11 protein-coding genes and 1 riboswitch are annotated in these 13,181 nt (G+C 48.7%); of the genes, 9 read left to right on the top strand and 2 right to left on the bottom strand.

Features of this window, described 5'->3' with window-relative positions; translation table 11 throughout:
* Nucleotides 1-6 precede the first annotated feature (6 nt).
* From dnaI to HI950_RS09790, 6 genes are all read left to right on the top strand, one after another.
* Entirely contained in the window at nucleotides 7-963 is a 957-nt protein-coding gene (gene dnaI / locus HI950_RS09815; protein ID WP_169084021.1) for a primosomal protein DnaI, read from the top strand.
* 415 nt (nucleotides 964-1,378) lie between these two features.
* Nucleotides 1,379-2,494 (top strand): sulfate ABC transporter substrate-binding protein, encoded by a 1,116-nt coding sequence (locus HI950_RS09810; protein ID WP_169084022.1) that lies wholly within the window; start codon nucleotides 1,379-1,381, stop codon nucleotides 2,492-2,494.
* 34 nt (nucleotides 2,495-2,528) lie between these two features.
* Nucleotides 2,529-3,362 (top strand): sulfate ABC transporter permease subunit CysT, encoded by an 834-nt coding sequence (cysT, locus tag HI950_RS09805; RefSeq protein ID WP_169083807.1) that lies wholly within the window; start codon nucleotides 2,529-2,531, stop codon nucleotides 3,360-3,362.
* Nucleotides 3,363-3,379: 17 nt separating this feature from the next.
* A complete protein-coding gene (gene cysW, locus HI950_RS09800; RefSeq protein ID WP_169083808.1) occupies nucleotides 3,380-4,264 on the top strand; it encodes a sulfate ABC transporter permease subunit CysW in 885 nt (294 codons plus the stop codon).
* A gap of 25 nt (nucleotides 4,265-4,289) precedes the next feature.
* A complete protein-coding gene (locus tag HI950_RS09795; protein WP_169083809.1) occupies nucleotides 4,290-4,532 on the top strand; it encodes a YezD family protein in 243 nt (80 codons plus the stop codon).
* Nucleotides 4,533-4,720: 188 nt separating this feature from the next.
* Complete coding sequence (locus HI950_RS09790) at nucleotides 4,721-6,670, top strand: dihydroorotate dehydrogenase (protein ID WP_169083810.1); 1,950 nt, start codon at nucleotides 4,721-4,723, stop codon at nucleotides 6,668-6,670.
* 87 nt (nucleotides 6,671-6,757) lie between these two features.
* Here the strand turns inward: HI950_RS09790 and HI950_RS09785 are convergent, their stop codons facing one another.
* Nucleotides 6,758-6,904, bottom strand: a complete 147-nt coding sequence (locus HI950_RS09785) for a YqzM family protein (RefSeq protein WP_144376731.1) — start codon at nucleotides 6,902-6,904, stop codon at nucleotides 6,758-6,760.
* A 207-nt stretch (nucleotides 6,905-7,111) separates the two neighbouring features.
* On the opposite strand from HI950_RS09785, the gene uvrC reads away from it, so the two are divergent.
* The gene (gene uvrC, locus HI950_RS09780; protein ID WP_169083811.1) at nucleotides 7,112-9,004 is read left to right on the top strand and encodes an excinuclease ABC subunit UvrC; all 1,893 of its coding nucleotides are present in this window, start codon (nucleotides 7,112-7,114) and stop codon (nucleotides 9,002-9,004) included.
* Here uvrC and HI950_RS09775 read toward each other — a convergent pair.
* On the bottom strand, nucleotides 8,973-10,601 hold the full coding sequence (locus tag HI950_RS09775) for a CPBP family intramembrane glutamic endopeptidase (protein WP_169083812.1): 1,629 nt from the start codon (nucleotides 10,599-10,601) through the stop codon (nucleotides 8,973-8,975). The genes uvrC and HI950_RS09775 overlap by 32 nt on opposite strands.
* A 245-nt stretch (nucleotides 10,602-10,846) precedes the next feature.
* Nucleotides 10,847-11,051, top strand: a riboswitch (cyclic di-AMP (ydaO/yuaA leader).
* 90 nt (nucleotides 11,052-11,141) lie between these two features.
* Between HI950_RS09775 and HI950_RS09770 the strand changes: the two genes are divergently transcribed.
* Together HI950_RS09770 and HI950_RS09765 are read left to right on the top strand one after the other, a co-directional pair.
* On the top strand, nucleotides 11,142-12,482 hold the full coding sequence (locus HI950_RS09770) for a TrkH family potassium uptake protein (RefSeq protein ID WP_169083813.1): 1,341 nt from the start codon (nucleotides 11,142-11,144) through the stop codon (nucleotides 12,480-12,482).
* A gap of 18 nt (nucleotides 12,483-12,500) precedes the next feature.
* The gene (locus tag HI950_RS09765; protein ID WP_169084023.1) at nucleotides 12,501-13,163 is read left to right on the top strand and encodes a potassium channel family protein; all 663 of its coding nucleotides are present in this window, start codon (nucleotides 12,501-12,503) and stop codon (nucleotides 13,161-13,163) included.
* The last annotated feature ends 18 nt before the right edge of the window (nucleotides 13,164-13,181 follow it).

Raw genomic sequence — 13,181 nt, 5'->3', positions numbered from 1 at the left:
CAGATGATGGAGTCAATGGGCGAATTGCTAAAGGCATGGCCGACTGGTCAGGCTCTTACGGAGCAGGCGGAGCAAAAGCTGACCGAGCTGCTCGCGGAGCCGCTGGTTGAGAAGCTGCGGGCAAAATATCCTGATTTAGACGAGCGGACGATTAGGCTTAACTTGAACCGCGTCTATCAATATGTTACGGAGTATCGCAATTGCAGCAATTGTCCTGGTTTAGATAAATGTCCGAACGATTTTGAAGGCCACTATACGCTGCTTAGCTCGGATACGATCAATGGCCTTACACAGCTGTACGATCGCAAGGTCGCGTGCAAGAAATTTATCGCGCGGCAAACGGAGGATCAAATCCGCAGCCGTGTCCGCAGCTTCTATATTGATGAGAAGGCGTTGCAGCGCGGTTATTCTTCCGATGAAATTTTGACCAATGATTTGGAGCGGGCGAAGGCAGTCGGCCAGGTGCTTCGTTATATCGACCGCACCAAGGAGCAGGGCTTGCAGGAGGAAGGCTTGTATTTGGCAGGCCGCTTCGGAACCGGCAAGACGTTTCTCATGTGCTACCTGCTGCATGAGCTGGCGAAGGCGGGATATTCCGGCGTCATCGTCTATATGCCCGATTTTGTTGAGGATTTAAAGACGCTGATGCATGAGCCGGGCAAGCTGAAGGAAACGGTCGAGATGATGAAGGAAACCGATCTGCTGATCTTTGACGATATGGGAGCGGAAAATCTAAACCCATGGGTTCGCGATCATGTGCTTGGCGCAATTTTGAATTACCGGATGCAGCGGAAGCCGACGTTTTATACGTCGAATTATGAGCTGGAGGCGCTGGAGCGGCATTTCAGCTTCACCAGCAAGGACGGCGACGAGCTGCATAAGGGGCAGCGGATTATGGACCGCATACGGCCTTATGTCGAGGTTGTCATGGTGACAGGAGAAAACAAGCGCGGACGGAAATAGGAAAACATAGCTTTGGTTAGCAGATTCCTTTACAAAAGGGACTGCCGGCCAAAGCTTTTTTTAGGTTTTCGATAATGGGAAAATAAACTTGCTTTATCCCATGATGGTTGAAAGCGGATACAGTTAGATGGCTGATTGGATTGATTGAGGACATGATCGGGTTATGTTTCGTTCATCGACCACACTTATAAAGCATTCTTATAGGACTTATCAATTTTTTGAAATTAAGTATTGACAGTAAGCGGCGGTCACTGGTAATATTCTCACATAACCAACTAAACAGGTAGGAATAATAGTTTCCGACCGGACGAACCGGAGTAAACAACACCTATCACGGAGAAGCGCTAGTGTCCTTTTTGTATGACTTATTCGTGTTTCCGTAAGCTTGTTAATTTAAAAAAGGGGTGTAAGAATGATGAAGAAAATTACTCATGTTCGTTCAGTTGTGATCCTATTGGCCTTGGTGCTTGTGCTTGCCGCTTGCGGTCAAGGCGGCAACAACGCAGCAAACAAAGAAACGAATAAGCCCTCTAATGAGGCTGCTGCAACAAACACGGCTGCAACGGAAGAACCGGCAACGGAAGAGCCTAAGCCTCCGGTTGAGCTCCTAAACGTATCCTATGACCCAACTCGTGAGCTTTATGTAGAATTTAACGAAGCATTCTCGAAGCATTGGAAGGCTGAAACGGGCCAAGATGCCACGATTAAACAATCACACGGCGGTTCAGGGAAGCAGGCTCGCGCCGTCATTGACGGCTTGAAAGCGGATGTTGTAACGCTTGCGCTTGGTTACGATATCGACGCTGCCGTAGAACCGGGCTTAATCAACGCAGATTGGCAATCTAAATTCGAGCACAACAGCGCTCCATATACATCTACAATCGTATTCCTTGTTCGCAAAGGAAACCCGAAAGGCATTAAAGACTGGAACGATCTGATCAAGGATAAGGTTGAAGTCATTACACCAAACCCGAAAACATCGGGCGGCGCTCGTTGGAACTACCTTGCTGCATGGGGCTATGCACTAAAGCAAAACGGCAATGACGAAGCAAAAGCACAGGAGTTTGTTGCAGAATTGTTTAAGCATGTTCCTGTACTGGATTCCGGCGCACGCGGATCAACGACAACTTTCGTAGAACGCGGAATCGGCGATGTGCTGCTAGCTTGGGAGAATGAAGCTTTCCTATCGATCAATGAGCTAGGACCAGACAAATTCGAAATCGTATATCCTTCGCTAAGCATTCTGGCTGAGCCTCCAGTAGCTGTTGTCGACAAGGTGGTCGACGAACGCGGTACGCGTGAAGTAGCAGAAGCTTACCTGAAATATCTCTACACGGAAGAAGGCCAAGAAATTGCCGCTAAAAACTACTATCGTCCGATTTCGGAAGCTGTAGCCGCTAAGTATAAAGACCAGTTCAAAGATCTTGAGCTGCTTTCAATCGACAAAGACTTTGGCGGATGGAAAGAAGCACAAACGAAGCACTTTGCTGATGGCGGAGTTTTTGACAAAATTTATACGCCAGGATCATAATGCTCGATTTGAACAAGACTGGAGCTGACTTCACATGAAAGGTTCCAAGCCCCGTAACGTTCTGCCGGGTTTTGGTTTATCGCTTGGATTCACATTGTTTTACCTCAGCATCATTGTCCTTATTCCGCTGGCTGCCGTTTTCTTCAAAACGGCAGAGCTCAGCTGGTCTGAATTTTGGAGCACGGTCACGAATGCGCGTGTCGTCGCCTCCTATCGTGTCAGCTTTCTTACCGCTTTTTTCGCGGGGCTTATCAATGCGGTGTTCGGTCTGTTAATCGCATGGGTGCTAGTAAGATATCGGTTTCCAGGCAAAAAGCTGATCGATAGCTTGGTTGATTTACCCTTTGCCCTTCCAACCGCAGTAGCGGGCATTGCCTTAACGGCCATTTACGCGCCAAACGGTTGGATTGGTTCTCTCTTGGTGCCATTAGGCGTTAAAGTCGCTTATTCGCCGATCGGCATTACAATCGCACTTATATTCATTGGTCTTCCTTTTGTCGTCCGAACAGTGCAGCCCGTGCTGCAGGATATGGAGAAGGAGACGGAGGAAGCGGCAGTTATGCTTGGCGCATACCGTCTGCGAACGTTTTGGAAGGTCATTTTACCTGAGCTAATGCCTGCGCTTTTAACTGGGTTCGCGCTCGCATTTGCAAGAGGTATTGGCGAATATGGCTCAGTTGTCTTCATATCCGGCAATATGCCGCTGAAGACTGAGATCACCCCGCTGCTTATTATGACGAAGCTGGAGCAGTACGATTACGCTGGAGCTACCGCGATTGCGCTCGTTATGCTTGTTGTATCCTTCCTGATGCTGCTAGTCATTAATTTGCTGCAGTGGCGAATGAATCGCCGCACAGTGTCAGACTAAGAAGGGGGCATACACGTATGGCTGGAGCAATTACCGTACACACGAATGAAGAAGCGGCGAAGCGCCCGCGGCATATAACAGAGTCGGGCCCCGTTAAATGGCTTCTAATCAGCATCGCAATGCTGTTTCTCGGATTGGTTGTTTTGCTGCCTCTGGCATCAGTATTCGTTGAAGCCTTCAAGAAAGGCGCAGGCGTATACTTTGATTCCATAACGGAGCCGGATGCGCTATCCGCGCTTAAGCTTACGCTGATCGTTGCCTTAATCGCTGTACCCGTGAATACGGTGTTCGGCATTGCAGCGGCGTGGGCGATCAGCAAATTCCGTTTTCGCGGTAAAAATATTTTAATTACATTAATCGATTTGCCGTTTGCGGTATCGCCTGTCATATCCGGTTTGATCTACGTGCTGCTGTTTGGCGCACAGGGCTTTCTTGGGCCATGGCTTGATGAGCGCGGCATCCAAATTATTTTTGCTGTGCCGGGCATCGTACTGGCGACCGTATTCGTGACGGTTCCTTTTGTAGCCCGAGAGCTGATTCCGCTTATGCAAGCGCAGGGCGTTCAAGAGGAGGAAGCAGCAGCCAGTCTTGGGGCTAAGGGGTGGCAAATTTTTTGGAAGGTAACTTTGCCCAACATTAAATGGGGACTGCTATACGGCGTCATCCTTTGCAACGCTCGAGCAATGGGCGAGTTCGGTGCGGTGTCGGTCGTCTCCGGCCACATTCGCGGTGAAACGAATACGCTGCCGCTCCATATTGAAATTTTATACAATGAGTATCAATTCTCGGCATCGTTTGCGGTAGCATCCTTGCTTGTTATGCTTGCTGTCATTACCTTGATCGTAAAAAGCATCGTGGAATGGAAGTCCGCTCAGCAAAAGCCTGCAGAAAAAACCGAGTAAATCAGTTTAAATGGAGGGATTTTGAATGGCAAAACCGTTAGAAGTGGATCAACAATGGCTGGAGCGAATTGCAGATCAAGTGAGTGGTCTAAGTTATGGACATGTGACGATTACCGTGCATGACGGAAGAATCGTGCAAATCGACCGGACGGAAAGAACGCGTTATGACGGTTCCTCTCAGAAGCAGCAGGCGCCGTCCGAATCGCAGCAGCAGTCGAAGCAGCATGGCAGCCAGCCAACCGGCGAAGCGCTTCGTATCGTTCAATAGCCTTTTCGACCGAGTAAACGTACAGCAAAAAAAGCGCGATAACAAATAACCCAATGCCGCATGAAGGCAATGGGTTATTTTATTTTGGCAGAATGCTTTCATGCACGGAGCGATACATTGCATGCTAAACGATAGTTCTCTAATATATAGAAGGGATAGCCGATTAGAGCCAAATGAGGAGAGTTACTATGCCGGATTGGTCGTATCAGACCTTGTTTCGCCCCCTATTATTTAAGCTCCCAGCAAGGCTGAGCCGAGCGTTGACCCTAAGGGCTATCGGCACGTTAAGCAGGATGCCAGGCGGTTCATTCGTTATTCGAACATTAGGCCATATGGAGCCATCGCCGCTGCTGGAGCGGGATATAGCAGGCATTTTTATGGATACGCCTATCGGATTGTCCGGCAGTGTCGATCCAAAAGGAATAGCTCAGCGGGCTTTTGCACAATTCGGAATCGGCTTTATAGAGCATGGACCGATCACGGTCAAGCCGATTCGCAGCGTTGAACCAATTATTAATGATCCTTTAATAGAAACCATTCGATATCCGAGTTGTTATGAAAATGAGGGTGTCGAACGTTTCGCAGAGCGTATGGCGAAGCCGGGTCATCGATTGCCGCAGCTGGCGCGCATTGCGCCGATGCCGCAGGCTCCGCCCGAACAAGCTATTTATGAGCTTGGCAGCATGATTGTACAGTTAAGCGCAGCTGGAGCGGCTGGATTTTATATCGATGTGTTTCATTCCTGTAGAAGCTGGGAGGACGCTCGAACCATTTTAAATGGAATCTCATTGATTTCATCCGCTCAAGCGCATTCTGTAAAGCCATTATTTCTATATGTCCCGCTCACGCTTCCAGACGATCCGCTTATTTCTTTACTTCATGAGTTGGTAGATGAGGCAAGGTGGAGCGGAATAATCATCGGAGAGGGGATCTTCACTGAAAAGGGCGAACACTGCGTAGGCAAAGCGGCGAAGGCTGCTACCCTTTCCAAAATAAAGAGGCTCCGAGAAGAATGTAAGCCCGATCTGGCCATAAAAGCGGGTGGAGGCGTTCATGAGCCACAGGATGCTATTGAGCTGCTGCAGGCAGGTGCGAACGCGATTTTGCTCCATAGCGGACTTGTCTATGCAGGTCCTGGGCTGCCGAAACGCATTAACGAGGCGATCATCTATGAGCAGGTTCAAAGCTTGCCTAAGCCTATGGCTCCGTCCTTCTGGAAGCATTGGGGCTGGATGTGCTTGCTAGGGATCGGGATGATAATCGGCGGTATCCTGTCTTGGATCGTTGCCGCAACGACGGTGCTGCTGCCCTATGATTTGAAATTTATCGGCATGACGCTAGAGGAGCTGAAGCATACCAATCATAATCTGCTGCACTTTATGTCGCATGACCGAATTACGCTCTCCGGAACTATGATTTCAATCGGCATCCTATACTTTCAGCTTGCTAGGCATGGACTCAAAAACAGCCTCCACTGGACAAGAACGGCGCTGCTAACTTCGGGGATAGTAGGGTTTGCGAGCTTCTTCCTATACCTTGGCTACGGATATTTTGATCCGCTGCATGCGCTTGCGGCTGCCGTCCTATTGCCGATGTTCTTGCTTGCCATGCGCAGCAATCCGGATCAGCCCTATCACTTGCCAGTCAACGTCCGCAATGACGGCATATGGCGCCGAGCTATGTGGGGGCAGCTTTGCTTTGTCATATTGGGCTTTGCTCTTGCAATCGGCGGGCTAACGATTTCGGGGGTTGGGATTACACAGGTGTTCGTTCAAACGGATCTCGTTTATTTGGACACTTCGCATACGCAGCTCAATGAAACGAATGCGAAGCTAATTCCGCTTATCGCGCACGACAGAGCTGGGTTTGGCGGCGCGCTTCTCTGTGACGCGATTGCCATTTTGATCGTTGCGTTATGGGGGATTCAGCAAGGCGCACGCTGGTTATGGTGGACGCTGCTGTTTGGTGGTGCACCGGGCTTTTACGCTGGCTTAAGCGTGCATCTGGCCATTGGTTATATCGATTTTTGGCATCTGTCTCCGGCATTATTTGCTTTGCTGCTTTATATACTTGGACTCATTTTATTGTATCCTTATTTGATGAAAAGACCGTCAGAAGCAGCCAAGATGGCTCGATAAGCATAGAACGCTGGCATTCACCGTGTCGGCGTTTTCTGCATCTCTTTTTTGCGCAACAAAAAAGGAGCAGCAGGCTGCTCCTTTTTGTTATGAAATGATGAATTTCACGATTACTGCTACAGCGAAAATGACGGTCATAAGACCGAGCATGCCGCCAAAGCCGAACACGACGTCCATCAAGTCATGGCGAGGCTCTTCGTTAAAATGCTCGCGCGGGTCTCTTACGTTTTCCATCGTTGACGTCCTCCTTGAAAAAGACCGAGTGCTTCAAGCACAACCATATGCGGTCGTCTTTATGTAGTATCGGTTTATTCAACTTATATTAGTATACTCAAACTGCCAAACAGTTGTAAAGCCAATACCGGTGACAATTGTAAGACAAAATCAGGTCTACTTATGCTAAAATGTGTACAGAATCATTAGGCAGTCGGAGGCGAGAGCATGGATCATCAGCAAACGGATCGGAAGCAGGCGGAGCAGCAGCTTGCGGAGTCTAAAGAGACGATACGGAACAAACTAGCTTTGCTCCCCGATCAATCAGGCTGTTACCTTATGAAGAACAGCGAAGGCGTCATCATTTATGTAGGCAAAGCGAAGGTGCTCAAAAATCGGGTGCGCTCTTATTTTAACGGCAGCCACAATGGGAAAACACAGCGATTGGTGTCGGAAATTCGCGATTTCGAATTTATTGTAACCTCCAGCAACATGGAAGCACTTATTTTAGAATGCAACTTGATTAAGCAATATCACCCTAGATATAACGTATTGCTGAAGGATGATAAAACCTTTCCTTATATCAAAATAACGAACGAGAAGCATCCGAAGCTTGAGGTCACTAGACGGATCATTAAAGACAAAGGGAAATATTTTGGCCCCTATCCGAACGCATACGCGGCTCAGCAGACGAAGAAGCTGCTGGATCGGCTTTATCCGCTTAGAAAGTGCAAAACGCTGCCGGATAAGGTGTGCTTGTATTATCATCTAGGACAATGTATTGCGCCATGTGAGTTTGACGTGCAGCAGTCCGAATATGACCGGATGATCCAAGAAATTTCGCGGTTTCTTAACGGCGGCCAAGACGTCGTTAAGATTGAGCTGCAGCGCAAGATGGAAGAGGCGGCAGAGAAGCTGGAATTCGAGCGCGCGAAGGAATTCCGGGATCAGCTGGTTGCGATCGATGCGGTCATGGAGAAGCAGAAAATTACGATGCAGGATGCGCTTGACCGCGATATCTTTGGCTTTGCAGTAGATAAAGGCTGGATGTGCGTACAAATTTTGTACATGCGCCAAGGCAAGCTTATTGAGCGGCATGGGACGACTTTCCCTTATTACGGGGAAGCTTACGATGATTTCATGACGTTCGTAACACAGTATTACAGCGACAATCCAGCGCTTCCGAAGCAAATTTTGCTTCCGCTGCCGCCAGAGCACCTGCCGGGAGAAACGTTAGAGGGATCGGATGAGGCTGCTTCAACGCATGCAGACGACGTCATTGCGTCGCTTCACAACTGGCTGAAGGTTAAAGTGCTTATGCCGCAGCGTGGACGCAAGAGCGAGGTCGTGACGATGGCTACGGACAATGCGAAGGTGATGCTCGACGAGAAATTCCGTCTAATCGAGCGTGATGAGGAGCGAAGCGTCAAAGCGTCGGAATCATTGGCCGGCTGGCTTGGCCTAGAGGAAGTGCGCCGAATTGAAGCCTTCGATAACTCGAACATCCAAGGAACGAATCCGGTCTCGGCTATGGTCGTCTTCACCGACGGCAAGCCGGATCGCAAGGAATACCGTAAATACAAGGTGAAAACGGTAATCGGCCCCGATGACTATGAAACGATGCGAGAGGTCATCCGGCGCCGCTATGAGCGCGTGCTGAAGGAGGAGCTGGCAGCTCCCGATCTGATCGTAGTCGATGGCGGCAAAGGGCAAATATCGGCGGCGCTTGACGTGCTGGAGAATGAGCTTGGCTTGTTCATTCCCGTTTGCGGCCTCGTGAAGGACGCGAAGCACAAAACGGCGCAGCTCATGACAGGAGATCCGGCGGAGATTGTACCTTTGCCGCGTGACAGCCAGGAATTTTATTTGCTGCAGCGCATTCAAGACGAGGTGCATCGGTTTGCAATTACGTTCCACCGCGAGCAACGCGGCAAGTCCATGGTCGAATCGAAGCTTGACTCGATTCCGGGCATCGGAGAGAAGCGCCGCAAGCTTCTGCTGAAACATTTTGGCTCGATCAAAAAAATAAAAGAGGCCTCAGTCGAAGACTTTCGGCCTCTATCTATTGGTGAAAAATTAGCTTCGCAAATTATAGCCGCTCTAGGGGAGGAGTCGTCGTAACAGACGGCTTCTTCTCTTTTTTGTGGCTAAAGTATTTGATCGCAAAGGCGATCAGCACCGGCAGTACCGAGAAAAAGATAGCCGAGATGATATTTGGCGCCGTTCCAACCGTTAGCAGTGAAAAGCCGACCGCTACGCTATTGAAGATCGCGTGAGTGAACATGGATGTAATCAAGCCGTATCTGACGAAGATAAAGCTGAAAACGAGTCCGATAATCATCAGCTCGATCAATCTTGTCGAGGACGGATAAAACGGATACATCACGTGTCCAAGCGCCCAGAAGAAGGTTGGGAGCAGCGCAGCCGCAAACGTGTTTTTGAACCATTTGCGGAATAAACCGATACCGAAGAAACGGAAGACCGCCTCCTCCGAAATAGCGGCCGCCCAAGCCAGCACCGGCATGAGCCATAAAATGCCCATATTGTAAGGAGACTGGGTAACATCCGATGTATCCCATGTGCCGATTGTCATCCGTAAAGCGATAAAGATGACGGATTGGAGCGCGAAGAGGATAATCGCGAATAAATAGGCGAGGCCTACGCTGCGCCATACATGGTCGCCGTAGCCTTTCTGTCCGAAGCGAGGCCATAAATCTCGGCCTTGGGCCTTCCATAGGCCATCGCCAGCGATCAATGAAATATAAATAGCCCCGGCCATCGGGATGGTCAGCAGTACCGTTACGACAGCTGTAACGGTCGTTGTCGCTCCAGCTATGTCACTTTCACCCATCGAGGCTCGAATGCCGTCAAGCACATTCAGATTCATGATGATGTAGGTGATAAAGTAAACGATGGTCAAGATGATACCAAATTTGAAAGAGGTGAACTTTCGGTAGAGCACGGCGTAAATAATCGCCAAGACGAACAATACGAGGCTCATGAAGAAATAACCGAAGCCGGTAAGGAAACCAGCAATTTTGTCTTGATTTTTCACATATTGGATGTAATCATCCGGGGCGATAAAAGCAGGCTTGTATTTGGTTATCACGGTGCGGCCATCGATGGTATGCGCATCAACATTAATCGTTAACTTGGCATCCTGTATGGCGTAGTCGGCTTTAGGCACGCCCTGCCAATCACCGTTATCCAATATTTGATTGCCTTGAAATTCTACCCCGCTGAAGCTTTGCTTCGTCAGGAAATCGATCGCTGCCTTCTCTTTATCTGCGCTAGACAGCTCTTCACCGTCGATCAGCAAATTCCATGACACAATCTTTTCGCTTTGCATATGTACGTGAACGAAGCCGCTGCCGCCGCCATTGAATTTCAAATCAACCTGAAACGTATCTGTCGGGAAGCTCGGATCATATTTGTCAGCATACGTTTTGGTCAGCTTGTTTTTGGATAAATAGCCGTTCATCATTTTATCGGTTTGATGCACGGCTTTAGCCGATTTCACTTTTAGGCCTGTCTGTTTCTCTGCGAAAGCGGTGGCGCGGCTCTCAGCGGTCGACTTCTCTATAACTTTTGTGTTTAATTCGCCAGATGCGATGGAGGCGAACATGGGACCGATGTCAACGGCTGCATAAATAATAAAGCAAGCAATCGCCGCCCATAAAAAACGTTTCCATTCATTAGGCCTGATAGAATCAATCATGGATTCACCTCAACTGTCTTTAAAATGAGTAGCATATGTCCATACATTAACACATCAATCCCTGAATTATCCAATGAAAATGAAGGTATGCATATAAGAAACTGCGAAATAACGATGTCCAGCAAGCTTATAGCTTGCTTCTTTATCCCTTTGCCCGTATTTGGACTAATATCGCCGCTTTTGTCAAATATATCACCTTTATATATAGGCTGATTTGGGATTATAATCGTTAACGTCATACAAATTGAATAGCACAGCCGAATTTCCTAAGGAAAACGGGGGAACCATAAAGCTGTCAAAATAGAAGAACATGCTGTTTGCAAAGGCGGTTCTCATTTGGCGGCATGGGGTGAATTTTAGCGGTGGAGCATAGTCTCTAACCGCCGAATAGGGCTGCCTGTCCAGGCCCGAATCCGTCAGCTAACCTCGTAGGCGTATTGGAACAGGACTCATCGCACAGAGCACTTGAGTTTCCAGTGCTTTTTTTTATGCTCAAAAACAAGCAATTATGATAAGACATACACAGAAGAAGGACAACGGATGAAGAGAGATTGGAACGTTCTCAAGTGGTCGCCCCCGCGCATATTGGTTTGCGGCTTCGCGCTTATTATTTTGCTGGGGGCCATATTATTATCCATGCCATTCGCATCTGCAAGCGGTGAGCGGCTGCCATTCATTGATGCACTGTTCACGGCGACCTCGGCGACATGCGTAACGGGGCTGGTGGTTGTAGATACGGGTACGTATTTCTCGGTTGCCGGCCAAGTTATATTAATGTGCTTATTCCAGCTTGGCGGCCTTGGTTTTATGACGATGGCGACGCTGGTTGCGCTCGTGCTGCGCAAGAAGATTTCACTTCGGGAGCGGCTATTGCTGCAAGAAGCAATGAATCAGTCGAGCATGGAAGGCATCGTTCGGCTCATTAGGAGGGTCATCGTTTATTCATTGGCGATCGAATTTGTCGGATTCACCTTGTTTTCCATAAGGTTTGCATTCGATATGCCGCTTGGCAAAGCGTTATTTTTCGGAGCGTTTCACGCGGTTTCCTTATTCAACAATGCGGGCTTTGATATTTTTGGAGAATACAGAAGCTTAACGCTGTATGTATCTGATCCTATCGTCAATATCGCGGCCATGATGCTCATCATAACCGGCGGTTTAGGCTTTGTCGTCATGTCGGATTTGATGGAGTATCGCAAAAACCGCAGGCTGTCGCTGCACAGCAAGGTTGTTTTGTCGATGACGGGGACATTAATAGCGCTAGGGACAATCGTTATATTTATTTTCGAGTTTTCCAATACAAAGACACTGGGCTCTTTAGATTGGAGCGGTAAAATATGGTCCTCTTTTTTCCAGTCGGTTACGCCGCGGACGGCGGGAGCCAATACGCTTGATTATACAGCTTTGCGACAAGCGACTATGTTTTTCACCATCATCCTGATGTTTATCGGCGCATCGCCAGGCTCTACTGGCGGCGGAATCAAAACGACGACCTTTACGACATTGATCGGGGCCGTTATTGCGATGATTCGCGGACGCGAGGATATTGTGATGTTTCGGCATCGGCTTGGCAAAGACAGAATTTTTAAGGCGCTGACGATTACTTTAATCTCATTAGGTTTAGTTATTATTGTAACGATGACTTTGTCGATGACGGAGGACCAGGCGTTCATTAAATTATTGTTTGAAGCTACTTCTGCATTTGGTACGGTGGGATTGTCGATCGGCGTTACTCCGGAACTCAGCACAGTAGGGAAAATAGTCATTGCATTAACGATGTTTGCCGGGCGGCTTGGACCTTTGACGTTAGCATATGCGCTGGGGCCTCGCACAGAAAAAGAATTGTTCCGGCATCCTGAAGGCAAAATTACGATTGGATAGGGGAAGCTGCAAGTGGGAATGAAGAAGAAGCAATTTGTCATAATAGGGTTAGGAAGGTTTGGATCGAGCTTAGGCCGCGAGCTTATCGAGCTCGGCAATGAGGTGCTTGGCATCGATAAGGACGAGGAGGCCGTTCAGGAAATGAGCGGCGTGCTCACCTATGCTGTCTCTGCCGATTGTACCGATGAAGAAACGCTTCGTTCACTCGGTGTACGCAATTTTGACTGTGGCGTTGTCGCAATTGGCGATGATATTCAAGCCAGTATTTTAACGACCATATTGCTTAAGGATCTAGGCGTGAAGCAAGTTGTTGCGAAAGCAATGACGGAATTGCATGGACGCGTGCTGGAGAAAATCGGCGTTGACCGTGTCGTTTATCCGGAGCGGGACATGGGCATCCGAGTTGCGCATCAGCTCGTTTCGCCCAACCTGCTTGATTATATTGAGCTCTCCAAGGAGTATACGATTGCCGAGCTTGCTGTACCTCATTGCTTGAATGGCAAGTCGCTGCATGATCTGAACCCGCGCGCAAGGTTTGGCTGCAGCATCGTTGCGATCAACAAGCCATCCGGCATCATTATTGCGCCAACGGCAACCGATGTGCTTGCTGAGCGTGATGTTATGGTTGTTATTGGAACAAATGAGCAAATCGAAGATTTTGAGGCAACTGTTATTCGTTAGGTTGCTCCTAGGAATGGA

The organism is Paenibacillus sp. PL91, assembly GCF_012935325.2.
Classification (GTDB): domain Bacteria; phylum Bacillota; class Bacilli; order Paenibacillales; family Paenibacillaceae; genus Pristimantibacillus.
Note: the sequence above shows the minus strand (reverse complement) of the source record. Positions and strands in the feature narration are given on the sequence as shown.

Excerpts from the sequence above, each read along its gene's own strand:
- uvrC (WP_169083811.1), top strand. The coding sequence starts at position 7,112 with ATGGATCATCAGCAAACGGATCGGAAGCAGGCGGAGCAGCAGCTTGCG.
- HI950_RS09785 (WP_144376731.1), bottom strand. The coding sequence starts at position 6,904 with ATGGAAAACGTAAGAGACCCGCGCGAGCATTTTAACGAAGAGCCTCGC.
- cysT (WP_169083807.1), top strand. The coding sequence starts at position 2,529 with ATGAAAGGTTCCAAGCCCCGTAACGTTCTGCCGGGTTTTGGTTTATCG.
- dnaI (WP_169084021.1), top strand. The coding sequence starts at position 7 with ATGGAGTCAATGGGCGAATTGCTAAAGGCATGGCCGACTGGTCAGGCT.
- HI950_RS09790 (WP_169083810.1), top strand. The coding sequence starts at position 4,721 with ATGCCGGATTGGTCGTATCAGACCTTGTTTCGCCCCCTATTATTTAAG.
- HI950_RS09770 (WP_169083813.1), top strand. The coding sequence starts at position 11,142 with ATGAAGAGAGATTGGAACGTTCTCAAGTGGTCGCCCCCGCGCATATTG.
- HI950_RS09795 (WP_169083809.1), top strand. The coding sequence starts at position 4,290 with ATGGCAAAACCGTTAGAAGTGGATCAACAATGGCTGGAGCGAATTGCA.
- cysW (WP_169083808.1), top strand. The coding sequence starts at position 3,380 with ATGGCTGGAGCAATTACCGTACACACGAATGAAGAAGCGGCGAAGCGC.
- HI950_RS09775 (WP_169083812.1), bottom strand. The coding sequence starts at position 10,601 with ATGATTGATTCTATCAGGCCTAATGAATGGAAACGTTTTTTATGGGCG.
- HI950_RS09765 (WP_169084023.1), top strand. The coding sequence starts at position 12,501 with ATGAAGAAGAAGCAATTTGTCATAATAGGGTTAGGAAGGTTTGGATCG.
- HI950_RS09810 (WP_169084022.1), top strand. The coding sequence starts at position 1,379 with ATGAAGAAAATTACTCATGTTCGTTCAGTTGTGATCCTATTGGCCTTG.